At 71.7% G+C, this 21444-nt stretch carries 28 protein-coding genes; 13 read left to right on the top strand and 15 right to left on the bottom strand.

Annotation, left to right across the window (positions count from 1 at the left end; all coding sequences use genetic code 11):
* Window positions 1–134 precede the first annotated feature (134 nt).
* On the top strand, window positions 135–383 hold the full coding sequence (locus LPU43_RS04030; RefSeq protein WP_229398849.1) for a GntR family transcriptional regulator: 249 nt from the start codon (window positions 135–137) through the stop codon (window positions 381–383).
* A 384-nt stretch (window positions 384–767) separates the two neighbouring features.
* Here LPU43_RS04030 and LPU43_RS04025 read toward each other — a convergent pair whose 3' ends face one another.
* Window positions 768–1202, bottom strand: coding sequence for a hypothetical protein (locus LPU43_RS04025; protein ID WP_229398848.1), 435 nt, complete (start codon window positions 1200–1202; stop codon window positions 768–770).
* Window positions 1203–1386: 184 nt separating this feature from the next.
* Between LPU43_RS04025 and LPU43_RS04020 the strand changes: the two genes are divergently transcribed.
* Complete coding sequence (locus LPU43_RS04020) at window positions 1387–2001, top strand: superoxide dismutase (RefSeq protein ID WP_229398847.1); 615 nt, start codon at window positions 1387–1389, stop codon at window positions 1999–2001.
* A 5-nt stretch (window positions 2002–2006) separates the two neighbouring features.
* Window positions 2007–2276, top strand: a complete 270-nt coding sequence (locus LPU43_RS04015; protein WP_229398846.1) for a superoxide dismutase — start codon at window positions 2007–2009, stop codon at window positions 2274–2276.
* A gap of 69 nt (window positions 2277–2345) precedes the next feature.
* Here the strand turns inward: LPU43_RS04015 and LPU43_RS04010 are convergent, their stop codons facing one another.
* Window positions 2346–3230 (bottom strand): META domain-containing protein, encoded by an 885-nt coding sequence (locus LPU43_RS04010; protein ID WP_229398845.1) that lies wholly within the window; start codon window positions 3228–3230, stop codon window positions 2346–2348.
* Window positions 3231–3597: 367 nt separating this feature from the next.
* Here LPU43_RS04010 and LPU43_RS04005 point away from each other — a divergent pair, with 367 nt between their 5' ends.
* Window positions 3598–4860, top strand: coding sequence for a hypothetical protein (locus LPU43_RS04005; RefSeq protein ID WP_229398844.1), 1263 nt, complete (start codon window positions 3598–3600; stop codon window positions 4858–4860).
* Here LPU43_RS04005 and LPU43_RS04000 read toward each other — a convergent pair.
* Window positions 4847–6067, bottom strand: a complete 1221-nt coding sequence (locus tag LPU43_RS04000) for a helix-turn-helix domain-containing protein (protein ID WP_229398843.1) — start codon at window positions 6065–6067, stop codon at window positions 4847–4849. The two genes, LPU43_RS04005 and LPU43_RS04000, sit on opposite strands and share 14 nt — an antisense overlap.
* Before the next feature lie 374 nt (window positions 6068–6441).
* Here LPU43_RS04000 and LPU43_RS03995 point away from each other — a divergent pair, with 374 nt between their 5' ends.
* Genes LPU43_RS03995 through LPU43_RS03985 form a run of 3 tightly spaced genes read left to right on the top strand, consistent with a single transcriptional unit; the run spans window position 6442 to window position 8316 of the window.
* The gene (locus LPU43_RS03995; RefSeq protein WP_229398842.1) at window positions 6442–7290 is read left to right on the top strand and encodes a DUF5753 domain-containing protein; all 849 of its coding nucleotides are present in this window, start codon (window positions 6442–6444) and stop codon (window positions 7288–7290) included.
* Window positions 7280–7468: a DUF397 domain-containing protein gene (locus LPU43_RS03990; RefSeq protein ID WP_229398841.1), complete on the top strand. Its 189-nt coding sequence runs from the start codon at window positions 7280–7282 to the stop codon at window positions 7466–7468. Before LPU43_RS03995 ends, LPU43_RS03990 begins: the two co-directional genes overlap by 11 nt.
* 56 nt (window positions 7469–7524) lie before the next feature.
* Window positions 7525–8316, top strand: coding sequence for a GntR family transcriptional regulator (locus LPU43_RS03985; RefSeq protein ID WP_229398840.1), 792 nt, complete (start codon window positions 7525–7527; stop codon window positions 8314–8316).
* 93 nt (window positions 8317–8409) lie between these two features.
* Here LPU43_RS03985 and LPU43_RS03980 read toward each other — a convergent pair whose 3' ends face one another.
* From LPU43_RS03980 to LPU43_RS03970, 3 genes are all read right to left on the bottom strand, one after another.
* Window positions 8410–8919 carry a PIN-like domain-containing protein gene (locus LPU43_RS03980; protein WP_229398839.1) on the bottom strand — a complete coding sequence of 170 codons (510 nt, stop codon included), beginning with the start codon at window positions 8917–8919 and terminating at the stop codon, window positions 8410–8412.
* A gap of 3 nt (window positions 8920–8922) precedes the next feature.
* On the bottom strand, window positions 8923–9564 hold the full coding sequence (locus LPU43_RS03975; RefSeq protein WP_229398838.1) for a DUF433 domain-containing protein: 642 nt from the start codon (window positions 9562–9564) through the stop codon (window positions 8923–8925).
* Between the two features lie 94 nt (window positions 9565–9658).
* Window positions 9659–11185: a hypothetical protein gene (locus tag LPU43_RS03970; RefSeq protein WP_229398837.1), complete on the bottom strand. Its 1527-nt coding sequence runs from the start codon at window positions 11183–11185 to the stop codon at window positions 9659–9661.
* 207 nt (window positions 11186–11392) lie between these two features.
* Here LPU43_RS03970 and LPU43_RS03965 point away from each other — a divergent pair, with 207 nt between their 5' ends.
* From LPU43_RS03965 to LPU43_RS03945, 5 genes are all read left to right on the top strand, one after another.
* Window positions 11393–12697, top strand: a complete 1305-nt coding sequence (locus LPU43_RS03965; protein ID WP_229398836.1) for an MFS transporter — start codon at window positions 11393–11395, stop codon at window positions 12695–12697.
* An 87-nt stretch (window positions 12698–12784) separates the two neighbouring features.
* Window positions 12785–13090, top strand: a complete 306-nt coding sequence (locus LPU43_RS03960) for a hypothetical protein (protein WP_229398835.1) — start codon at window positions 12785–12787, stop codon at window positions 13088–13090.
* Between the two features lie 51 nt (window positions 13091–13141).
* Window positions 13142–13396: a FitA-like ribbon-helix-helix domain-containing protein gene (locus tag LPU43_RS03955; protein WP_229398834.1), complete on the top strand. Its 255-nt coding sequence runs from the start codon at window positions 13142–13144 to the stop codon at window positions 13394–13396.
* Window positions 13378–13794, top strand: a complete 417-nt coding sequence (locus LPU43_RS03950) for a type II toxin-antitoxin system VapC family toxin (protein ID WP_306416113.1) — start codon at window positions 13378–13380, stop codon at window positions 13792–13794. Before LPU43_RS03955 ends, LPU43_RS03950 begins: the two co-directional genes overlap by 19 nt.
* Window positions 13795–13865: 71 nt before the next feature.
* Window positions 13866–14948, top strand: coding sequence for an NAD-dependent epimerase/dehydratase family protein (locus tag LPU43_RS03945; protein ID WP_229398832.1), 1083 nt, complete (start codon window positions 13866–13868; stop codon window positions 14946–14948).
* Window positions 14949–14960: 12 nt separating this feature from the next.
* Here the strand turns inward: LPU43_RS03945 and LPU43_RS03940 are convergent, their stop codons facing one another.
* From LPU43_RS03940 to LPU43_RS03920, 5 genes are all read right to left on the bottom strand, one after another.
* Complete coding sequence (locus tag LPU43_RS03940; RefSeq protein WP_229398831.1) at window positions 14961–15710, bottom strand: ZIP family metal transporter; 750 nt, start codon at window positions 15708–15710, stop codon at window positions 14961–14963.
* A 40-nt stretch (window positions 15711–15750) separates the two neighbouring features.
* The gene (locus LPU43_RS03935) at window positions 15751–16443 is read right to left on the bottom strand and encodes an ABC transporter permease (protein WP_229398830.1); all 693 of its coding nucleotides are present in this window, start codon (window positions 16441–16443) and stop codon (window positions 15751–15753) included.
* Window positions 16440–17294 carry an ATP-binding cassette domain-containing protein gene (locus tag LPU43_RS03930; RefSeq protein WP_229398829.1) on the bottom strand — a complete coding sequence of 285 codons (855 nt, stop codon included), beginning with the start codon at window positions 17292–17294 and terminating at the stop codon, window positions 16440–16442. The genes LPU43_RS03935 and LPU43_RS03930 overlap by 4 nt, the downstream gene beginning before the upstream one ends.
* The gene (locus LPU43_RS03925) at window positions 17291–17629 is read right to left on the bottom strand and encodes a PadR family transcriptional regulator (protein ID WP_229398828.1); all 339 of its coding nucleotides are present in this window, start codon (window positions 17627–17629) and stop codon (window positions 17291–17293) included. Before LPU43_RS03925 ends, LPU43_RS03930 begins: the two co-directional genes overlap by 4 nt.
* A gap of 111 nt (window positions 17630–17740) precedes the next feature.
* Window positions 17741–18460, bottom strand: a complete 720-nt coding sequence (locus tag LPU43_RS03920; RefSeq protein WP_229398827.1) for a PP2C family protein-serine/threonine phosphatase — start codon at window positions 18458–18460, stop codon at window positions 17741–17743.
* Window positions 18461–18653: 193 nt separating this feature from the next.
* Between LPU43_RS03920 and LPU43_RS03915 the strand changes: the two genes are divergently transcribed.
* Window positions 18654–19910: a benzoate/H(+) symporter BenE family transporter gene (locus LPU43_RS03915; RefSeq protein ID WP_229398826.1), complete on the top strand. Its 1257-nt coding sequence runs from the start codon at window positions 18654–18656 to the stop codon at window positions 19908–19910.
* A gap of 56 nt (window positions 19911–19966) precedes the next feature.
* On the opposite strand, the gene LPU43_RS03910 is transcribed toward LPU43_RS03915, so the two are convergent.
* The 4 genes from LPU43_RS03910 to LPU43_RS03895 form a co-directional block, all read right to left on the bottom strand.
* On the bottom strand, window positions 19967–20341 hold the full coding sequence (locus LPU43_RS03910; RefSeq protein ID WP_229398825.1) for a hypothetical protein: 375 nt from the start codon (window positions 20339–20341) through the stop codon (window positions 19967–19969).
* A gap of 45 nt (window positions 20342–20386) precedes the next feature.
* Window positions 20387–20647 (bottom strand): hypothetical protein, encoded by a 261-nt coding sequence (locus tag LPU43_RS03905; RefSeq protein WP_229398824.1) that lies wholly within the window; start codon window positions 20645–20647, stop codon window positions 20387–20389.
* Window positions 20648–20726: 79 nt separating this feature from the next.
* Complete coding sequence (mscL, locus tag LPU43_RS03900) at window positions 20727–21200, bottom strand: large conductance mechanosensitive channel protein MscL (protein WP_229398823.1); 474 nt, start codon at window positions 21198–21200, stop codon at window positions 20727–20729.
* A 39-nt stretch (window positions 21201–21239) separates the two neighbouring features.
* The coding region (locus LPU43_RS03895; protein WP_229398822.1) for an FCD domain-containing protein at window positions 21240–21444 on the bottom strand (205 nt) is incomplete at its 5' end.

Raw genomic sequence — 21444 nt, 5'->3', positions numbered from 1 at the left:
GCCGTACCGGGGCGGGTTCGGGTCCTCCACGACCAGCGCAGCGGGTTGGGTGCACCGTACCAACACTGGTCTACCTACGTCTAGGTACGTAGAAGGTCGAGGGCGGTCGTGTCGGGACTTCTAACGTCAGGCGCATGGAGCCCGACCCGGACGGCCGCATCGACCCAGGCGCACCGCTGGCGCCCTACCGGCAACTGGCCGGCATCCTCGCGGCCCGGATTCGTCGCGGTGACTGGCAGCCCAACCGGGCTATCCCGTCCGAGGCGCAGCTCGTTCAGGAGTACGGCATTGCCCGCGCGACCGTTCGACGCGCGATCGCCGTGCTGGTCGACCAGGACGTGCTCTTCGTGGTGCCGCAGCGCGGGACGTTCGTCAAGCCGTAGCGGCAACAGCCTTCGATGCCCTCCGCATGATCATCGGGCACAGATCCGGCACAACCGAGCCCGAAAACGGGTGTCAAACGTCGTGAAGCGCTGAGGGCTCACGCCCTGCTCAGCGGCCGGATCTGCCCGATTGCGGATGATCCTTGCCCGACTGCCGACGTTATGGGTACGAGGCCCAGGCGGCCCACCCCAACCGCCCTGACCTGCGAAAAAGTCAGACGAAGATCATCGGGTACGGCCAGGGCGCAACTCGGTCCGGATCTTGCATCGAGCTTCCGTCGCGCGCTGCCCACGTCCCGCAGGAGGCCGCCGACCAGGCCGCGCGGCCGTCCTTCTGCACCTCCTGGGGTGCAGGATGCTTGGCGCTTGGGCTTTCGATCGGGTTCAGGACTGTGGGCGATGCACCGAATGCCACCAGGCGGTGTCAATGACGATCTGCTCCGTGTCGAAGAGATCACGCTCGAACGCTTCCACGTCGACCGGCGCCGGCGGTTGATTCATCAGATCGGTGATCTCATCGGGTAGTCGCACGTTGTGCGCGTCGACGTAGTGCGCGAGCCCTTCCGGCCACACGAAGTACTTGCCGTCGGTCAGCTCGGCCGATCCGTTGCTGGTGCCACAGAACCGACACAGTGAGTGGCCCGCTGCAGCCACGAAGCACGTACCACCACGCAGGTAGTCGCCCACCCGTCGCTGGCTCGCCGCATCGGCCTTGCGGTCCACGAACAGCGCGGGGTCTGGCCACTGCTCTTCGCCTGGCCGACACCAGTAGCCGATCAGTCGCAAAGTCCGAGTGTTGTCCGCCTCGCTGCCCGACACGGAAGTCATCTTGGCGGGGGTGGGAGATCTCCGCTCTGCCAGCCGGCCTCCTGCGTGCGGTGCCGCCTGGATCGGCGATGGGGCGCGCCCAGACGCGCAGAACCGGCGCTGTCCCCACGACGCGGCGCTCTTGTTGCAAGATAGTGGCAACAGCAAGAGCTTGGCGAAACTCGGAGGAGAGCACATGGCGGTATACAACCTGCCCGACATGCCCTACGACTACGGCGCCCTAGAGCCGGCCATGTCCGGGCAGATCCTGGAGCTGCACCACAGCAAGCACCACGCCGCCTACGTCAAGGGCGCCAACGACGGCCTGGAGCAGCTCGCCGAGGCGCGCGCCAAGGGCGACTTCACGACGCTGGTCGGCCTGGAGAAGACCTTCGCGTTCAACCTGTCCGGGCACGTACTGCACTCGATCTTCTGGGGCAACCTCTCGCCCGACGGCGGCGACCGGCCCGACGGCGAGCTGGCGGCGGCGATCGACGAGTACTTCGGCTCCTTTGACGCCTTCGCCGGACAGTTGTCGGCGGCGACGAAGAGCGTGCAGGGCTCCGGCTGGGGTGTGCTGGCGTGGGAGCCGCTCGGGCAGCGGCTCATCGTCGAGCAGGTCTACGACCACCACGGCAACGTCGGTCAGGGCAGCACGCCGCTGCTGGTGTTCGACGCCTGGGAGCACGCCTACTACCTGCAGTACAAGAACGTGCGCCCGGACTACGTCGACCGCCTGTGGAACCTGGTCAACTGGTCCGACGTGATCGCCCGCTTCGACGCCGCCCGCGCCGCGAACCCGAAGATCTGATTCGGATGACCGCAGCCACCCCCGCTGCGGCTGAGCTGGTCCAACGTGCCGCCGGGGTCATCGCCGCCAAGCATCGCGGTGACCTCGCCGGTGCGGAGGAACTCCTCGCCGCCTTCGCCAACGAGCAGGCCCGGACTCTGGGCTTCTACCTGCTCGCCGACCTCGCACTCGGCCTGGTCCGGGCCGGAAGCGGACAGTCCATGGAAGACCTCGTGCGTGAGCTGTCCCTGCTGGTCGCGGCCACGGCGGGCATTCGGCCACCTGACGGAAGCTGAGACAGGCTGGAGGTGCTGTACCCGGAGCCTGCGCGAGCGAGTATTAGGGTGTGCCGCTCACCCGTGCTGTCAGACCGCCGGGTGTAGCCGGCCCGTCTCCCTGCCCTGAGCGTCGAGCAGCACCAGGGCCTCGCCGTCGAAGCCGGCTCGCCGGGCCGTCCAGAGCCAGTGCTCGACCGGAACGCTGGCGGCGCAGGCCACCAGCGTGACTGCTCCCGCGAGGGCGAACAGGGTGCCCCCGTCCGCGGTGATCCACCGCCCGTCCGAGTCGTTGCATCCGTCGGACCCGCGCCACTCGCCGTTCGCGTCGAACTCCACGTACGCCGCCCGGTGCCCGCTGCCCGGCACCCACCGGCCGACCAGGCGGCGCTGGTCGGCAGGGCTCAGCGTCGCCGGCAGCGGGGCGGCCGGGGCGAGATCCCGGCGCGCCTCGTCGGTCACCGTCGGCGGATCCAGCGCGGAGTCCAGCATGTTGGGCCCCGGCGTCGGGGTCGCACCGGGGATGAGTCGGGCGACCGGCCGCGACCGGCCGTCCAGGAGCGTGGGCCGGCCCGCGCCGTCGAACCGGTACGCCGTCACGCGCCGCAGCCATTCGGGAGTGTCCTGAGCGGCTCTCTCGCAGCCCGGAACGCCCTCGGTGGAGTCGACGTAGGCGGAGTCGATGTCCGCGAGGAAGACGCCGTCGGTGTCGGCCCGCCAGGAACCGCCCAGGATGCCGCAGCGGGTGCCCACGAGCTGCACCTCGCGATGCGCCAGGTGCAGGACGGTGCCGCCGCCGGGGTCGTCGAGGCCGCTGATCGTCCAGGCACCGATCAGTTTCTCCGGTGCCAGGGGCCCGGAAGCCTCGATCCCGTCCGGCCCCGAATCGGCGGCCCACGGACCGGTCTGCCCGTCGCAGCCGGCGAGCAGCACACCGAGGGCGGCCAGCACCGCGAGACAACTCCGACGCTCCATGCCAGCCCTCCGTCAGCTTCTCCCGCTTCGCCCGCCATCACCGTCCCCGTGCGCGGGCACGCGATGAAGGACGGCACCCCCGGCTCTACCAACGATCGGCCCGGCGAGCACGGTGCGGCCGTGTCCCCCGTTCGGGCTCCGTGCCTGCCGCTCCGGCGTACGTGACCATCGGCGCTTTTCCGCCGTTGACAGTGCAGCGTGCTCCAGCCGGTTCTGCCGAATGACTATCAATCACGATAAATGCATACCGCCTCCTCGAGTCGGCTCTCCGACCTGAAAAAACGCTGTCGCAGCGTGGCTACACTGCGGCCGTCGACGTCAGGTCGCAGCGGGGAGGGCGCGGGTGCTGGGAACTGCGAGGAAAGTCGTGACGACGATGAGCATCTGGCGTCGAAGTTTATGGCGCTATCGAGTCACCACCGCAGGGATCACACTGACCCTCTTCGGGGCCGCAACGGCCCTGGACAACCCGCCCACGGCGGTCAGCGTCCTGGCCGCAGTCTGCGGCTGCGCCGTGTCGCTGCTGGAGATCCGAGCCAACCGCCGCCGGGCCCGGCTGGTGCGGTTCCAGTCGCGCGACGGCGACAACTACCGCGACCTGTCGACCCGGCTGGGCAGCCTGGGGCCGGTCGTGGAGAGCGCACACGACGTCGGCGTGGTGATGACGAGGGAGAGCGCGCGACTTCGGGACCAGCCCGTCCGAGTCGAGCTGGAAGGCACGCCGTACCGCCTGCCTCGCGAACTCAGGGCCTGGTCCTTCGACTTCCTCGCGCGCCGGGCCCGGGTTGCCGCCATGTACAACGGCGACATACTCGGCCTGGCCTCCGACCTGCCCTCTGACGACGAGGACGTGGCCGTGAAGCTCCGGCCCGGCCGCTACTTCGACTTCTTCTGCAGCAACCTGCTGGCCCCCTTCGACGTGTGGCAGACGGGTCGCAAGCTGCCGCTCCTCCAGGGAAGGGAGCTCATCCTCGATCAGCGCGGGCAACTGCTGCCCTTCGGGCGCAGCCGACTCGCCAACACGGTCGGCGTATCGTCCCTGGCCTTCACCACCGACGGCCAACTGATCCTCGTCGCCCAGGCCAGGGACAACGTGGGGAGCCCCGGCCTCATCGCCCCCTCCGGCTCCGGCGCTCTGGAACCCCGCGACGTGCCGCAGGCCGGTGCGGCGCTGACGATCGGAGACGTCGTCCGCCGCGGTGCCGAGCGGGAGCTGCGGGAGGAATGCCACATCGGCGCGCACGAGATCGGGACCAGCTCGATCGTGGGGCACGGCCGGTGGGTCAGTCGGGGTGCCATGCCGGAGTTCTGCGTGGTCACCCTCCTCGACCTCACCAGCGACCAGGTGCTCGATCGGGCGATCCGGCTCGTCGAGCGCGCCTACGTCTCCGAGGTGCTGGCGGTCGACCTGACGCCGACGAGCGGGTGGAACCCTCGAAAGCCGCTGGCCATGCTGCCGGAGGAGATTAGAGGCTCGGCGTCGTGGCCCCTGGCCTTCGGCCTGGCCTGCCTGGCCCAGTCCGTCGCCGACGAGTCGTGGCCCCTGCGACAGGAGCTGACGAGGCGGCTGACCCAGGAGGAGACACTTCCCGCATCCGGTAAGCCATCGAGGAGCCCTACTGCCGGGTGAGGCCGATGGTGGCGGCGAGGCGGGCCACGTCGGCGGCGGTGGGTCCGGCGCGGAGCACGGCGGTCAGCGCGGCGTGGGCGGCGGGGCGGAGGCGGGCCTCGGCGGGGGCGATGCCGTCGGCGGTGACCAGGGCGCGGCCTGCGGCCTGGTGGTCGCCGAGGTCGAGGTGGGCGCGGGTGATGTCGATGAGGTGGGCGGCGCGGTGCTCGGCGGGGAGCAGGTGCCAGGCGTCGTCGCCGGTGGCCCACCGGTGGGCGGCGACGGCCCGATGGTGGTCGCCGAGGCGCATGGCGGTCAGGGCGCGGGCCAGCTCCACGGTGGTGGGGCCGAACCCGATGCCGTCGTGGTCGTCGTGGTGCCGCCCGTCGTGGGTGGTGGCGAGGTGGGCCGCGCGCTCGGTGAACTCGGCGCTGGCGGCGACGGCCCCGCAAGCGGCGGCGGCGAGGGCGGCCTCGGTCAGCAGGGTTCCCGTCAGCGCGGGCTCCTCCGGCAGGAAGGCCCGGGACGGCGCGAGGTCGAGCCGGTGCAGGGCGGCTGCGGCTGCGGCCATCGCCAGCCTGCCCCGCCGCAGTGCCCGGAGTGCCTGGGCGAGGGAGACCGCCGCAAGCCCGGCCCGCCGTGGGTCGGCGGCGGCGGCGCTCATCGCCCGGTCGGCCGCCAGCCAGGACAGGTCCGGCTCGCCGAGCTTGATCAGCACCTGGGCGGCGAGCCGGTACACCCGCACCGGCAGGTCGGGGGTCGAGTCGCCGGCGGTGCGGGCGTCGCCGAGCAGGTCGGGCAGCATCCGCAACACCTGGGCGTGGTGGCCGTTGCGGTACGCCGTCCAGGCGTACCCGATCTGGCCGTCACGCTGCCGCAGCGACGACGCCGGCGGGCCGTCGCCGCCGATTCGGGGTACGTCGTAGCGCGCCAACGCCTCGCGCACCCGCTCCACGGCGCTGCCGGTGTCGGGGCCGGCGACCGCTCCCCGCCGGACCTTGCCACCGAGCAGGACGGTCGGGGTGACCCCGAGGGTCGCGGCGACCGTCTCGATCACCGAAAACCGATCGAGGGTACGGACGCCGCGCTCGACCTTGTCCACCCAGCTCTTCGACTTGCCGATCCGATCGGCGAAGACCTGCTGGCTCATGCCCCTATTGGTCCGTAACTCCGCCACCCGCCGCCCGATCGGCGGCTCGTTGCCGTTGCGCCGGTCGAAGCGGCTCATCGCTCCCGCTCCGTCGGCGGCATGGCCAACGTGGACTCCCCGCAGCGCGGACACCACCGCGACTTGACCCGGAACGCGAGCAGCCCGAGCAGAAACCCCGGGACCAAGCCCCCGAACACGATCGGCACGATCTCGACAAGCACGAGCAGCCTCACCTTCTGGCGGGGCCGGAGAACGGGGCGTTGCCGCGCCCCGAGCCCGGCCGTGCAGTTGAGGTGGCTTCGCAGCTCCACACGCTGCGCAGTCACCCATGCGCTCAGCGCTCCTAGAGTTGCGCATCAAGTGATGCGACACAAGTAGTTGTGTTAGATCAACATTAGCGGCGCACACGATTCGGGGCAGACGCGCGAGCGGGTGTGGGGCAGAATCGCGACATGCCTCGATTCACGCCAGCGACACCGCGCTCCCGTCGGCTCGGCCGGGAGCTGCGCAAGCTCCGCGATGCCAAGGGCCTGACCGGCGAGGACGCGGCGAAGCTCGTCCGCTGCTCGTCGTCACGGATCAGCCGGATCGAGTCCGGCGAGATCAAGCCCCGCGCGGGCGACGTCATGGAACTGCTGGTCGCGTACGGCATGAGGATCGACGAAGAGCCCGCCACGTCGTTGCTCGAACAGGCGCGCGACCTGCGCGAGGAAGGGTGGTGGCAGCGCCTCGGCGGCCGGTACGCCACCTACATCGCCTACGAGGAAGAGGCCGCCGAGATGAAGAACTTCGAGCCGATGCTGGTGCCAGGGCTGTTGCAGACGGAGCAGTACGCCCGCGAGGTCAACATGATTGGCCGGGAGTCCGACAAGGAAACCATCAACCAGCGGGTTGCCGCCCGGATGACCCGGCAGGAGGTGCTGCGCCGCGAGCCTGCGCCGCTGCGGCTGCACGCCATCCTGTCCGAGGCTGCTGTGCGGACGGAGGTCGGCGGCCCGGACGTCCTGCGCGAGCAGCTCGACCACCTGGTCACGATGAGCCGGCTGCCCAACGTCACCATCCAGGTGCTGCGCTTCGAGGCCGGCGCTCACTTGGCTGACAGCAGTGGCTTCGTCCTGCTCGCCTTCGAGCAGGACGATCCGCCGCTGGGTTACGTCGAGACTCTGGCCGGCGAGCTGTTCCTCGAATCCGCTCGTGACCTGGTGCGGCTGAACGACGCGTACGACAATCTGAAGACGTTGGCACGTTCGCCAGCCGAGTCCGTCAAGTTCATCAAGGAGCTGAGCAGACATGGAGCGTAACGTCTGGCGGAAGTCGAGCCGGTCCGGCAGCAACGGCCAGTGCGTCGAGGTGCGGGACCGGGGCGCCCAGGTCGACGTGCGCGACTCCAAGGCCCTGGCCGCCGGGATGCTGAGCTTCGACCCGGCCGCGTGGGCGACCTTCACCGCCAGCCTCCAAGTCGACGGAATCCGCGCGTAACTGATCTACCCCAACGGTCTTGTCGGAAGCAGGTGCGTCAACCCGGAGGGCCATCCGTGACCGGCAAGGAACCGCCCAACTACCAGCGCGTCGTTGACGACCTGCGTCGGCGGATCCTCTCTGGCGAACTGGCTCCCGGCGACAAACTGCCCACCGAGAAGGAACTCCAGCAGTGCTGGGGCTTCTCCACCACGATCATCAAGCACGCCCTCACGCTGCTTCGAAGCGAAGGGCTCATTGAGGGTCGACGCGGCTCCGGCAACTACGTCCGCAACCGTACGAAGCTCGTGCGTCGCGCTCACTCCCGAGACATGCGCAAGCGCATCGGCAGCACGTCACCGTTCGCTCGGGACAGCGAAGCCGCAGGTAGGCAGCCGAGCTGGGAATCCCACAGCGAGAAGATCCCTGCAACACCTCACACCGCCGAAAGGCTCGGCATCCAGCCCGACGACCTGGTCATGTTCACCAAGTACCGCTACCTGGCCGACGGGTTCCCCATCCAACTCGCCTACTCGTACGAGCCTTTGGCCCTCACCGGCGGCACGCCGGTCGAGTACCCGGAGCAAGGACCGATCATCGGCGTCATCGCCCGCATGGACTCCATCGGCGTGGCCATCGACCGGTTCGTGGAAGAGGTCACCACGCGGCCCGCGATGCCCGAAGAGGCTGACGCCCTCGAACTCGACCGGCGCGGCGGCAGGTGGGTGATCGCGGTGGAGCGCACCTACTATGCCGGGCAGACCGCAGTGGAAACCGCCGACATCGTCTTCCCCGGTGACCGTTACCGGCTCGTGTACGAGGTGCCCGTCGACCCTTGGTCACCACCCGGCGATTCCAAGATGCCCTGACAGCCAGGGCTCAGCGCGGCACACGATGAGGGGCCGCGCCCCCGGCTCTACCAACGATCGGCCCAGGGAACGCGGTGTGCTCCTCCGGAAGGATCAAGGTTTGCGCAGCTTGCTGGCGTGGGCGTTTCGCCGCTGCGTAGGCAGGCCCTTACCCGCCCGCCCCCTGCCTGGCCAGTACGGGGGCGGGCTGAGCCGGGGGTCGACTATCTCAAACTGCTTCTTGTCGCTGCGCACAGGCTTGAGCAGGACCAGGCGTTGGCTGGCGGCGTTTTCGAGCTCGGGCATGACCGCTGGCAGGCCCGCCACGATGGTGGCTATCGCGCTCGCCATCGCGTTGACGCCCGAGCCGAGCTGCTGGAACCGTACGTGATGGAAACCATGCTTACGGATCAGCTTGCATTCGTCCTCGTGGTAGAGCTGATTGAGGTCGGCGGTGACCAGCACCTCGTATCCCCGGGCGGCCAGGTCGGGGAGCAGGTGAATGTCCTTCTTGCGCTTCCAGTTGATCGTCTGGACGTGATCCACGGTATGACGGTTCCGAAACATGTGACCCAGCGGGACGATCACAGGTTCTGGAACCTGCTCGTCGAGGAGAATCTTCAATCTTCATGCCGTCCGCTTGTGGGCGTCCCGTCTGTTGTACGTCCTGACGTATCGGTCGAACTCCACCGCGCCGGTCACCCCGGCTTCGTTCACCGATGGATAGAAGTAGCGAATGTCCGCCACGCCCAGGCCATCTGCGACGAGACCTGACACCGTGTCGTAGGGGATGCGGGTGTGCTCGATGACCGGGAAGCCCTGCAACACGTCGGGGTCGATCTCGATGCCGGCCTTGGGCCGTTGAAGCGGAACGATGGTCGCGCCGGTCCAGCCCTCAAACTCCCCGAGTACGTCCTGCATCGTCACCAGCAGCCTCTGCCCAGGCCGCCGGAGGATGTCCACCTGCTCGCCCTCGGTGGCCCAGACGATGGTGTCGCGTCCGTCACCGATCAGGCGATGGTGGGCGAGGTGTTCGACATCGGTGAGGTCTTGCAGGTTGGCCAGTGCCCTACGGATCTTCTGTAGGGAGAAATCGGTGCGGAGCTTGGCGACGGTGCGAATCGCGATGAGGTCTCTGAAGCTGTAGAGGATTGGCCTGGTTGCGCTTGTCTCGGGGGCTAGCAACGGTGTCGGCCCCGACCGCCAGCGGCGAAGTTGGTGAACCGTCACGCCGCCCAGCGCCGCCGTCAGCGCCTCGGGGTATGCCACGGTCCCACGCCTCTCTGAAGTAAGGCCCAGCCAGGCCAATGTAGTCGATATCACGGGTTGGGGTGGCACCGAGACGCAGCGTGTTGCCGCTTGATCAGGTCGAAGATGGCGGTGAGGCGACCACGTTGCGGCGGTGCTGGGCCGCCAGGAGAGCACCGACGCCGGCCACGAGCAGCAGGCCGCCGACACCCGCGATCAGGCCGGTGGAGGTGCCGGTGATCGGCAGGGTGCCGCCGTCACCGCCCTGGCCGCCCCCGTCCGTCGGCGCGGGCCGGACGGTGATCGCCGCCTTGTCGTTGCCCGGGTTCGGGTCGCCGTCGAGGCGCGCCCGCACGACTCCCGAGGTCTCGGTGGCGAGCCTGTCGATGCGGAGCGTGAACTCGTACTCGGACGCGTCGCCCTTGGCGAGGTCCTTTGTGAGCAGGCAGCCGTACTGCTTCTCGCCCGGCACGCCCCAGAAGTCCGACGGGTTCCACACGTCGCCCCCGGAGTACGGGGCGCACTTTCTCGGCACGGTCAGCGCCGTGGTTCCGGCCGGTACCTCGATCCGTACGACCGGCAGTGTCACCGGCCCGGCCTCGACGAACGCCGGGCCCAGGTTCTTCACGCCGGCCCGCACCCTGACCCGGTCGCCGACCCCGCCGGTTGCCGTCGAGCCCGCCACGGCCAGGTCGGCGGTGCTGTGGCCGGTGACCTTGAGGTGGAACGCGGTGACGCTGTTCGCCGTCGTGTCGGTCTGCGGCACCGCCGCGCGCCGCGCGCCGACCTCGACCAGGCGCAGCTCCTCGCCGGTCCCCGGCCTCCCCGGGGGCACCGGCGAGTCCGGGTTCTTCTCGATCAGCGCCCAGTCGTCCTTCGTCCGCCAGTCGAGGTGGCTGGTGACCCGGGAACCGGTCCGGGCGGAGTCGTCGAGGCGGACGGGTAGCGGGTCGGAGAGGCGGTAGCTCCTGCCGGGCTCCAGTTCGGTGTCGAACCGGCAGACGGCGGGCTGCCCGTCCCGGTACGCGCAGTTGCGGAAGTTGCCGACGTACGGGCTCAACCGGTGGGGCCGCAGCACCAGCACCGCGCCGTGCACGGTCTTCTGACCACGGTTGCGGACGCCGCCGGGTAGGCCCACCCGGCTGCCGGGCTCGGCCTCGGCGCTCTCCTCGGGCTCGGACTCCAGGTCCACCCCCTCGCCGACGGTGACCGTGATGGTCCGGCTGGCCTTCCGGCCGGCGTACGTGGCGGTGATCGGCAGGTCGCCCGTGTCGCCCGGGGCGGCCTCCGCCCGGACCGCGACCCAGTAGGGGAAGGTCGGGGACGGCAGGTCCTCCCACGCCTCGCAGCGCAGCTTCTTGCCGGTCCGGGCGCAGTCCCACCCGTCGGAGGGCGGCTCCAGGGTGATCAGCGAGTCGACCTCGGACAGGTCGAAGTCGAGGCGGAGCGACGCGTCCTCGGGCTCGTCGCCGCCTAGGGCGACGCCGACCTCCTGGTACGAGCTGGAGCCCTTGGCGACCAGCACGTCGGCGGCGAGCACCCGGAGCGGGCCAGCCGCTGCGGCGGGGGTGGCGGAGGCGGCGAGGAGCGCGCCCGCGACGCCGAGCAAGGCCAGTCGTCGCCGAGCGGAGTAGGTGAGCATCAAGGACCTCCCGTGGGGGATCGGGTGGGAACCGTGGACTTGGGCGCCTTCACACGGAGGACCGGCGTCTCCACGGATTGTGCCGGACGCGACCGCCCGTGCACCGCCGCCGAGCCGGACCCACCTCGGTCAGCTAATGCCAAGTATTGGCAACTGCGATTTGTAGGCGTTAAATCGATTGCTGGGACGGCGGGGTGGGAGGGCGCGATGCGTACGATCAGGCTGTTCCGGTCCATGTCAGGCCCGGTGCAACTGCTGCTGGTCAATCAGTGCGGCATGGCTCTCGGGTTCTACCTACTGGTGCCTTATCTCGCCACCTACCTGGCGAACGAGCTTGAGATGGCTGCGGCGGTCGTGGGTGCCGTGCTCGGGATCCGGACCTTCGCCCAACAGGGTCTGACCATCGTGGGGGGTGCCGCAGCGGACCGCTTCGGCTGCCGTCCGGTCATCATCGCCGGATGCGCGCTACGGGTCGTGGCCTTTGCGATCTTCGCCTTCTCCAGCAGCGCCCTCGGGCTCATGAGTGCCGCGATCCTGACAGGCGTGGCCGGCGCGCTGTTCTCTCCCGCGGTCCGTACCTACCTGGCCCTTGAGGCCGCCGACCGGCGCGTCGACGCGTTCACCCTCTACAGCCTTACGAACACCGTGGGCGCGCTGGCCGGCCCGTTGCTCGGTAGCGTGCTCATCCTGGCCGGGTTCGGGCCGATGGCCCTCACCTCGGCGATCATCTTCGCCTTCCTCACGATCGCGCAAGCGCTCTGGCTCCCGTCCCGGCCCCAGAAAGCCCCGGCCGGACCTGTCTGGGCAAGCTGGCGCCAGGTGGCCACCGATCGCCGCTTCATGGTCTTCACGATCGCCTGTGCCGGGATGTTGACGCTCTACAACCAGTTCTACCTGCTACTCCCGTTGGAGGCGGCGCGGGTCACAGGGTGGGCCGGCGCGACCGGTGCCGTCTTCCTCATCTCGACCATGACGACGCTGCTGCTCCAGGTGCGAGTCACCCAGGTGCTGAAACGTCGGATGACCCCGTACCGTGCGATCATCGTCGGCTTGTTGGTCGCCGCCGTGTCCTTCATCGCCGGGGCGTGCAGCGCGACCTGGCTGTCCAATGGTGGTCGAAACACCGCGATCCTGGTCGTCCTGGCCTCGTCGATACCAGTGGCCCTGGCTACCGGCTTCCTAGCGATCGGCCTGAACATCGCACAACCATTCGCACTGGACCGCGCCGCAGACTTCGCCCGTCCGGGCCTGACCGGCACGTACCTCGGGCTCTACGCCTCCGCAGGAGGGCTTGTCGCTGCCGGCGGCAACACGGTCATCGGCTATCTCGCCGATGTCGGTCAACGCGGGCACCTGCCAGCTCTGCCCTGGTTGGCACTCGCTCTCCTCGCCGTGCTTTCCGCGACGGCGATCACGGCGACCAGGCCCTCCGATGCCCGGGAGGGTCCAGCCACTGAGAACGAGGGCATCGCCGCTACGGGCGCGGAGACGCCGACTCCGGCCCGCACGTGACCCGTCGGTCGCAGTGGCCCTTCTGCTACGACGTGACGGAGATTGTCGGCGGGGATAGATCGGCCCCGACGGGGAACCGATGACGGCATGAGGAGCAGCAGCGCCCCGGCCGTGGCGGCGTCGAGCGAGGAGACCGGCCCCGACGGGGTGCGCCAACCCGGCGGCGAGGTGCACGCCTGGCTGCCCGGCCAGAACCAGACGCTGTGCGGGGTGCCGCTGAGCCGGGCCCGGCTGCGCCGCTTCCCGCACGTCCGGTTCGACTACTCCTCGACCGACGTGCTCACCGAGGCTGACGCGGTCGGCCACGTCTGCCCGCGCTGCCTGGCCGCAACCGGGGGCAACCGGGACCGCCGGCAGCGGCAGAGCTGGGTCCGCACCTCGCCCCGCCCCTGACGGCCCCGCTGGCGGGGCTCCCGGCTCAACCGATGCATGCATAATGAATGCATGGTTGCCCTTCAGATCCGTGACGTGCCGGAAGATGTGCGGGATGTCCTCGCGGCCCAGGCCAAGGCGCGCGGGATGTCGCTCCAGGCGTACCTGCTCGACTTGGTCGAGACGCAGGCCCGACGCCTGCGCAACACGGCGTTACTCGACCGTTTCGCGGGTAGGTCGGACGGCACCCGGTCGCTTCCCGGAGAGAGCGCGTCCGAACTGAACGACCAGCGGGAGCGGCGAGCACCCTGGGGAGATGCCGCGTGATAGTCGTGGACGCGTCCGTCCTGGTCGACGCCCTGGTCGACGACGGGCCGGTGGGTGACGCGGCCCGGGCCGAGCTGAGTCGGGACCCGCACTGGGCGGCGCCCGGCCACCTGCTGATCGAGGTCATGTCCGTCATCAGGGGCAAGGTGCTCGCGGGGAAGCTCGACCTGCCTCGTGCCCAGGAGGCGATCGAGGTGCTGCCCTCGCTGGTCATCGACGAGCTCAACGCCACCATGCTGCTCGATCGGATGTGGCGACTGCGGGGCAACGTCTCGGCGTACGACGCGGCGTACGTGGCAGCGGCCGAGCTGCTCGCCTGCCCGCTCGTGACCGGCGACGGTCGGCTCGCCAAGGCGAGTGGTGTTCGTTGCGAGATCCGACTGGTCGCCGCCTGCTGAGAGCAGGACGGGGCTCGTGCCCGACTCCCTGACCGGGGATTCGGGCACGCCGCAGCGGGTACCGGCCCGGTATGCGGATCGTGGTGGTGGGGGCGAGCGGGAACGCCGGTACCGCGCTGGTGCGCCGGCTGCGCCGGGAGCGGGACGTGGAGCTGGTCGGGGTGGCCCGGCGGCTGCCCGGCCCGGACGCGGGCGAGCCGTACGACGCGGTGCGGTGGCACTCCTGCGACGTCGGCGCGCCGGGGGCGGCCGAGAAGCTGGCGACGATCTTCGCCGGGGCGGACGCGGTGGTGCACCTGGCCTGGCAGATCCAGCCCAGCCACGACCAGCGGGTGCTGCGCCGCACCAACGTCGGCGGCAGCCGCGCGGTGGTCGACGCGGTGCTCCGGGCGAAGGTGCCCGCCCTCGTGTACGCCTCGTCGGTCGGCGTCTACGCCCCAGGGCCGAAGGACCACCCGGTCAGCGAGCGGTGGCCGGCGACCGGGGTGCACGGCTCGTCGTACAGCCGGGACAAGGCGGACGTGGAGGCGCTGCTCGACGACGCCGAGCGGGCGCACCCGGGGCTGCGGGTGGTGCGGCTGCGGCCCGGCCTGAACTTCCAGCGGGACGCCGGCACCGAGATCACCCGCTACTTCCTCGGGCCGCTGGCCCCGGTCCGGTTGCTCCGCTACGGCCGCATCCCGCTGGTGCCCGCCCACCGTCGGCTGCGGATGCAGGCGGTGCACACCGACGACGTGGCCGACGCGTACGCGCGGGCGGTGCTGGGCGATGCGCGGGGCGCGTTCAACCTGGCGGCCGACCCGGTGCTCACCCCGGAGCTGGTGGCCCGGCACTTCCACGGCTGGACGGTGCCGGTCGCGGCCCCGGTGCTGCGCGGCGCGGCGGCGCTGACCTGGCGGGCCCGGCTGCAACCGATCGACGCCGGGTGGGTGGAGCTGGCCCTGAACGCCCCGCTGATGTCCAGCGAGCGGGCCGAGGCCGAGCTGGGCTGGCGGCCGAGGGTGGACGCGCTGACCGCCCTGCGTGACCTGTTCGCCGGCATGGCCCACGGCGGCCACACGCACAGCCCGCCGTTGTCCGCCGCCCCGGGCCTGCCGGGCCGCCCGGGTGGCCTGGTGAGGGCGCGACCCGCCGGGCACGGCAACCCGTACTGACGACGGGGGCCGTCAGGCGTGCGAGAGGGCGAAGGCGGTGAGGAAACCGGCGACGGTGATCAGGCCGACGAGGAGGTGGGCGTCCTCGAACGCCTCGGGGATCATGGTGTCGGTGATCATGGCGAGGATCGCCCCGGCCGCCAGCGCCGTGATCGCGGCGAGCACCTCCGGCGGCGCGTCGCCCAGCAGGGCGTACCCGGCCAGCGCCGCGAGGCCGCTGACCAGTGCGATCCCGGCCCACAGCGCGAAGACGTACCCCCGGGACCGGCCGGCCTGGCGCATCCCGGTCGCGCTGGACAGGCCCTCCGGCACGTTGCTGAGGAAGACCGCGGCGACCGTGACCAGGCTGACCGTGCCGCCGGTGAGCAGGCTCGCGCCGATCACCACCGACTCGGGTACGCCGTCGAGCAGCGCGCCGACCGCGATCGCCGAGCCCGAGCCCGGCTGCTCCCGCTCCGAGGGCTGCTGGTCGCCGGAGCGCTTGCGGTGCCGCGCGCCCCGCCGGGCCAGCAGCACGTTCGCCCCGGTGTAGGCCAGCGCGCCGCCGGCCGTCCCGAGCGCGGTCGGCAGCAGCCCGCCCCGCTCGTGGGCGTCGGCGACCAGCTCGAAGGAGACGGCGGAGATGAGCACCCCGGCCCCGAAGGCCATGATCGACGCGCTGAGGCGGCGGGGGACCGGCGCGAACCAGCCCAGCGCCGCCCCGAGCAGCAGGGCCGACCCGGCCAGCAGCCCCCAGCCTCCCGCCTGCAACCATTCCGGCATTCGGCGGACGGTACCCGGGGCCTGCGGCGGCGAAACAAGATCATCCGACGGGCAGGTGCCGCAGGTGCCGGCGGCGGCGCAGCCGGATGCTGGACACGGCGGCGACCGCGATGATCATGCCGACGGTGACCACGAGGCCGTGCGCCACGCCCCGGGTGAGGTACCCGTCGTCGGTGTGGTCCACGGCCCAGGTGCCGATCTCCCGGCTCGACCAGAACGGGGTGAGCTTCGCGCCGGTGCCGGCCGGGTCGATCAGCATCTGCACGGTCACGATGACGAGCAGCAGCAGGGTGCCCTCCAGCTCGCGCGGGAGCAGGGCCCCGATCAGGATGCCCAGCGGCGGGGCGATGGCGACGCAGCAGAGCATCGCGGCGGCCACCCCGCCGTGCCGCAGGCCGGGGGCGTCGAACACGACGATCAGGAAGAACGGGAGGGCGATGGCCAGCCCCGCCGCCCACAGTCCGAGCATCCGGCCGAGGTAGAGGTGGTGCGGGCGGTAGCCGGCCAGGCGGAGCCTCGGCTCCAGCTCCCGGGCGGCGCCGGTGGCGAAGAGGGCGGCCGTGCTCACCGCCCAACTGATGCCGAGCATCAGCGAGCGCACCGACTGCCCGACGTAGGCGTCCCGCCGGATCAGGTAGAAGGTGAGCGGGAGCAGCAGCATGAGCGCCAGCACGCCCCGGCGGCGCAGCAGCTCCCGCAGGGTCATCTCGGCGACGGTCAGCAGTCGGTTCACGCCCGTCCTCCCCACCCGGCGTCCCCGTTGCGATCCGTCCCGCCCGCCGGGGTGAGGTCGAGGACGAGGTCCACCCGGTCGAGCCGGTCGAGCAGGTGGGTCACCACCACGATGGCCCGGCCGGCGTCGCGCAGCCGGCCGAGCTGATCCCAGAAGTCGACGTACGTGCCCCGGTCGAAGCCCTGGTAGGGCTCGTCGAGCAGCAGCACGTCCGGCTCGGTGAGGGTGGACATGGTCAGGTTGAGCTTCTGCCGGGTGCCGCCGGAGAGATGCCGGGTCAGCACGTCGCCGGGGGTGTCCCAGCCGAGCTGCCGGGCCGCCGCCCGGCCCGCCCGGCGGGCGGGGCCCCGGGCCAGGCCGAGCCCGGCCCCGACCAGCACGAAGTGCTCGTCGGGGAGGAGGAAGTCGGCCGTGCCGCCCTGCTGCGGGCAGTAGCCCAGCCGGCTGCCGACGGTCACCTCGCCCGCGTCGGGGGAGACCAGGCCGGCGCAGATCCGCAGGAAGGTGCTCTTGCCGCAGCCGTTCGCGCCGACGACCGCCGCGATCTGTCCGGCCCGGACGGTCAGCCCGGCGTCGCGGAGCACGGTGCGTCGGCCGTACCGCTTGGTGATGCCCCTCGCGTGCAGCCGGACCGGGCCGGGCGCCGACGGCGCGGGCGGCGGTGCCGCGCCGACGCTCTCGGCGATGGCGGCGGCGTACCGGCCGGGAGGTCCGAACACGACGGTCGGGTCGCCGCCGCCGTCGCGCAGGTGGGTGGCGGCCTCCGCGACGACGTGCCGGGCGTCGTCGGGCCGCACCCGCCGGTGGTGCAGCTCGGCCGCGAACGCGCGCAGCCAATCGTCGGCGTTCATTCGTCGACCCCTTCCGCGACGAGCCCGGTCACCGGCCGGACGAAGGTGACCCAGTCCCGCCCGCCCTGGCGCAGCGCCGCCCGCCCGTCCTCGGTGATCCGGTAGTACTTGCGGGCCGGCCCGGCCGCGCCCTCCCGCCACTGCGCGGTGACCAGCCCGGTGCGTTGCAGGCGCAGCAGCACGGGGTAGAGCGTGCCGCCCTGGATCGGCCCGATCCCGGCCGCGTCGAGTGCCTGGGCGAGCTGGTAGCCGTAGGACTCCCGGTCGCGGAGCAGGCCGAGCACGCAGAGGTCGAGCACGCCGCGCAGCCACTGGCCCCGACGCTCGATGTCCATGGTGGAGACACTAGCGGCGCTATCTAGCTTGCACAACCACCTACCGGGGCGCGGGTGCCCGCCCGCAGGGGTCCGGCGGCGATCGCGCGGGTCAGGCGGCGGTCGCGCCGGTCAGGCCGCCGTGACGTCCGAGACGACGACGGTCACGTTGTCCGGCGCGCCGGCCTGGTGGGCGAGCTTCACCAACTGCTCGCCGCACTGCTGCCGGTCGCCGTACGTGGCCAGGGCGGCGGCGATCGCGGCATCGTCCACGTAGTCCGACAGGCCGTCGCTGCACAGCAGCAGCCGGTCACCGGCGAAGACGGTGAGCGAGCCGACCGCCGGGGGCGCGTCGGCGCCCTGCACCGCCCGCGTCACCAGCGACCGCTGCGGGTGGTGCCGCGCCTGGTCGGGGGAGAGCGCGCCTTGGTCGACCAGCGCCTGCACGAACGTGTCGTCGCGGGTGAGCTGGGCCAGCTCGTTGTTCCGCAGCAGGTAACAGCGGGAGTCCCCGACCTGGGCGAGGACCAGGACGTCGCCGGCGAGCAGGCCGGCGGTGAGCGTCGTACCCATGCCCTCGCGGGCCGGATCGACGGTGATGGCGGCGCGGATGCGCTGGTTTGCAGTGCTCACCACGGCCCGCAGCGCGTCGGCGGCGCCCTCGGTGGTGGTCGGCGGGTCCAGCTCGTCGAGGATGCGGATGACGATCTCACTCGCCACCTCACCGGCCGGCAGGCCACCCATCCCGTCGGCGACCGCGACCAGACGGTCACCGGCGAGGGCGGAATCCTCGTTGTTGTTCCTGACGAGGCCGACGTCGTTGAGGATGGCCGAGCGGAGGATCAGCGTCATGGGACAAGCTTGCCAAGAAGAACCGGCCGCCGTCTCTACGCACTGCTGCGTGGGGTGAAAAGAATGACGCGTCCGGCAGCCCTGACCCCGGCCCCGGGCAGGGGCCCGACCCGGAGCGGCGGGCGGTCAGTGGTTCCACCCCGCTATGGTGCTACACGCTTCCGTTCCGTACACGGAACAGTGGAGGGGAGACGTGGCCGGCCTGCTGCAACCGGTGCTCGCCGGGCTGGTGACCGCGCTCGTCGGCTTCGCCAGCTCGTTCACCGTGGTGCTCGCCGGGCTGCGCGCCGTCGGTGCCGACGAGAGCCAGGCCGCCTCCGGGCTGCTCGCGGTCAGCGTCGCCTCCGGTGTCTGCGCGGTGTGGCTGGGGCTGCGGCACCGGCTGCCGATGGCGATCGCCTGGTCCACCCCCGGCGCGGCGCTGCTGGCGGCCACCGGTCCGGTCCCCGGCGGCTGGCCGGCGGCGGTCGGCGCGTTCGTCGTGTGCGGGCTGCTGATCGTCGCCGCCGGGCTCTTCCCGGCGCTGGGCCGGGCGGTGGCCGCCATCCCCGGCCCGATCGCCGGCGCGATGCTGGCCGGCGTGCTCCTGCCGCTGTGCACCGCGCCGGTCCGCGCCCTGGTCGAGGTGCCGGCGCTGGCCGCGCCGGTGGTCGTCACCTGGCTGGTCCTGCACCGGTTCGCCCGCCGCTGGGCGGTGCCCGCCGCGCTGGTGGCGGCCGGGGTCGCCATCGCGCTGACCACGCCGGGCGGGCTCGGCGCGTCCGGCCTGAAGCCGGTGTTCACCCTCACCGCGCCCGAGTGGACGGTTCCGGCGGTGGTCGGGCTGGCGCTCCCGCTCTTCCTGGTCACCATGGCCGCGCAGAACGTCCCCGGGATCGCGGTGCTGCGCGGCTACGGCTACCGGCCGCCGCTCGGCGCCGCGCTGCGCGTCACCGGCCTGGCCAGCGCCCTCGGCGCTCCGGTCGGCGGGCACGCGGTCAATCTGGCCGCGATCACCGCCGCGCTGGCCGCCGGCCCGGACGCCCACCCGGACCCGGAGCGCCGCTGGGTCGCCTCGGTCACCGCCGGGCTGGGGCTGGCCCTGCTCGGCCTCGGCGCGGGCGTCGCCACCGCCCTGGTGCTGCTCTCCCCGCCGGTGCTGATCGAGGCGGTCGCCGGGCTCGCGCTGCTCGCCGCGCTGGCCGGCGCGGTGTCGGCGGCGGTCGCCGACCCGCAGGCGCGGGAGGCCGCAGTGGTGACCTTCGTGGTGACCGCCTCCGGGGTGAGCCTGCTCGGCGTCGGCGGCGCGTTCTGGGGGCTGCTCGCCGGCTGGCTGATGCTGCTCCTCTTCCGCCGCCGCCCGACCCCGGACGCCGAGGGCCCGGACGCCGAGGCCCAGCGTGGCGCGCCCCCGATCCCGGACGCCCCGACCCCGCCCGTACCGACCCCGGCTGCCCGAGCGAGCGAGTAGGCCGGCTCCACGTCGGAGAGACGGTGGATGTACCCCCGTCCACCGTAGGGGCTGGCCTATTCCTCCGGGGGGAGGCTCGTGGCGGGGACGTCGAGGCGTACCCGGCCGTCGGCGACGCCGGCGATCTGGTCGGCCAGCACGTAGACGGCGCCGGTCGGAGCGAGGTCGGTGGAGACCTTCAGGTAGCCGGTACGCAGCAGGCGGGCGGCCAGGTCGGCCGGCACGTCCGGCTCCTCGACAGCCGCCGACTCGATCAACTCGTCCAGGCTGCCGCCCGGGTCGGCGGCGGGTGCCTGCACGGTCACCGCGTTCGGGTCGCCCCGCTGGACGAGATCGACGGTGCCGACCTCCGCGCCGGTCACGTCCACCACGGCCATGCCGGTGGTGACGCGGGAGATGGTCGCCTGCTGGTCGGTGCCCTGCTGCTCCATCCTGGCGCGGTTCCCGGGCCGCCCGCCGGCTAAACACCGCCCCGGTCAGGGGCGGGCGTCGGGCGTCGGGTGCCACGCGTCCGGTGGGCGGGGCGACAGCTCCCGCCAGCCGTCGGCGCCGGCGAGCAGCGCGCGGACGGTCTCCTCCGCCTCCTCGACGCTCGGGTGCTCGTAGAACCGGGAGACGCCCTCGGCCCCGCCGGCCCGCTGCTCGACGTGCCACCGGTCGCCGTCCGCGCGGAGGAAGACGTCCCGCCGCGCCAGCCGCCCCCACTTGCCGTTCCACCAGTGCTTACGCTGCTCCATGACCGGACCCTATCGAACACGTGTACGACGTGGGTCGGCCCCCACGGGAATCCCGTGGGGGCCGGTGTGCCGGGTCGGGTCAGCGGTGCGCGGGGGGCTCCGGCCGGCGGCCGAGCACGTCGTCCAGGGCGCCCCGCTGCTGGCCGGGGGTGGTGTGGCCGGCGGCCACCAGGGCGTCGCGGATCTCGGTGAGCAGCTTGACCTCCTCGCTCGGCGCCTTCGGCGGCGGCTCCTCGCCCCGGTGCCGCCGCTCGGCCAGCTTGTTCATCGGGAAGACGACCAGGAAGTACAGCGCCGCCGCCGTCAGCAGGAAGGTGATCAGGGCGTTGACGAACGCCACCCAGTCGAACGGGATGTCCCGGAACTTCGGCGTCGAGCCGCTGAGCCCCTTCGGGTTGCCCGTGATCAGCACGATCAGCACCCTGACCAGGGGTTCCAGGAACGACTTGGTGAGCTGGGTGACCACGCCCGTGAAGGCGGCGCCGATGACGACGCCGACCGCGAGGTCGACGACGTTGCCGCGCATGATGAAGTCTTTGAAGCCCTTGAGCATCCGTACTCCCGTGGTGTCCGGTTCATCGTTCCCGGCAACCTATTCCCCTGGGCGGCGCTCCAGAAAAGCACCGGCCTCGCGCGCCGCCAGGGCCGGGTCGCCGGCGCGGATCGCGGCCACCAGCCGGGCATGGTCGACGTACCGCTCCGGCGCCAGCGCGTCGCCCATCGCCTGCGTGATCGTGCTGCGCAGCGCCGCGCCGACCGACGCGTACAGCTCGGCGAGCATGGCGTTGTGGGCGGCG

The organism is Micromonospora okii (genome assembly GCF_020884795.1).
Taxonomy (GTDB): domain Bacteria; phylum Actinomycetota; class Actinomycetes; order Mycobacteriales; family Micromonosporaceae; genus Micromonospora; species Micromonospora okii.
The sequence above is the reverse complement of the archived record's forward strand: the minus strand, read 5'-3'. Positions and strand labels throughout refer to the sequence as shown.

Coding starts and splice junctions, on each gene's coding strand:
- LPU43_RS04030 (WP_229398849.1), top strand. CDS start 135: ATGGAGCCCGACCCGGACGGCCGCATCGACCCAGGCGCACCGCTGGCG.
- LPU43_RS04020 (WP_229398847.1), top strand. CDS start 1,387: ATGGCGGTATACAACCTGCCCGACATGCCCTACGACTACGGCGCCCTA.
- LPU43_RS04015 (WP_229398846.1), top strand. CDS start 2,007: ATGACCGCAGCCACCCCCGCTGCGGCTGAGCTGGTCCAACGTGCCGCC.
- LPU43_RS04010 (WP_229398845.1), bottom strand. CDS start 3,230: ATGGAGCGTCGGAGTTGTCTCGCGGTGCTGGCCGCCCTCGGTGTGCTG.
- LPU43_RS04000 (WP_229398843.1), bottom strand. CDS start 6,067: ATGAGCCGCTTCGACCGGCGCAACGGCAACGAGCCGCCGATCGGGCGG.
- LPU43_RS03995 (WP_229398842.1), top strand. CDS start 6,442: ATGCCTCGATTCACGCCAGCGACACCGCGCTCCCGTCGGCTCGGCCGG.
- LPU43_RS03990 (WP_229398841.1), top strand. CDS start 7,280: ATGGAGCGTAACGTCTGGCGGAAGTCGAGCCGGTCCGGCAGCAACGGC.
- LPU43_RS03970 (WP_229398837.1), bottom strand. CDS start 11,185: ATGCTCACCTACTCCGCTCGGCGACGACTGGCCTTGCTCGGCGTCGCG.
- LPU43_RS03965 (WP_229398836.1), top strand. CDS start 11,393: ATGCGTACGATCAGGCTGTTCCGGTCCATGTCAGGCCCGGTGCAACTG.
- LPU43_RS03960 (WP_229398835.1), top strand. CDS start 12,785: ATGAGGAGCAGCAGCGCCCCGGCCGTGGCGGCGTCGAGCGAGGAGACC.
- LPU43_RS03955 (WP_229398834.1), top strand. CDS start 13,142: ATGGTTGCCCTTCAGATCCGTGACGTGCCGGAAGATGTGCGGGATGTC.
- LPU43_RS03945 (WP_229398832.1), top strand. CDS start 13,866: ATGCGGATCGTGGTGGTGGGGGCGAGCGGGAACGCCGGTACCGCGCTG.
- LPU43_RS03940 (WP_229398831.1), bottom strand. CDS start 15,710: ATGCCGGAATGGTTGCAGGCGGGAGGCTGGGGGCTGCTGGCCGGGTCG.
- LPU43_RS03930 (WP_229398829.1), bottom strand. CDS start 17,294: ATGAACGCCGACGATTGGCTGCGCGCGTTCGCGGCCGAGCTGCACCAC.
- LPU43_RS03925 (WP_229398828.1), bottom strand. CDS start 17,629: ATGGACATCGAGCGTCGGGGCCAGTGGCTGCGCGGCGTGCTCGACCTC.
- LPU43_RS03920 (WP_229398827.1), bottom strand. CDS start 18,460: ATGACGCTGATCCTCCGCTCGGCCATCCTCAACGACGTCGGCCTCGTC.
- LPU43_RS03910 (WP_229398825.1), bottom strand. CDS start 20,341: ATGGAGCAGCAGGGCACCGACCAGCAGGCGACCATCTCCCGCGTCACC.
- LPU43_RS03905 (WP_229398824.1), bottom strand. CDS start 20,647: ATGGAGCAGCGTAAGCACTGGTGGAACGGCAAGTGGGGGCGGCTGGCG.
- mscL (WP_229398823.1), bottom strand. CDS start 21,200: ATGCTCAAGGGCTTCAAAGACTTCATCATGCGCGGCAACGTCGTCGAC.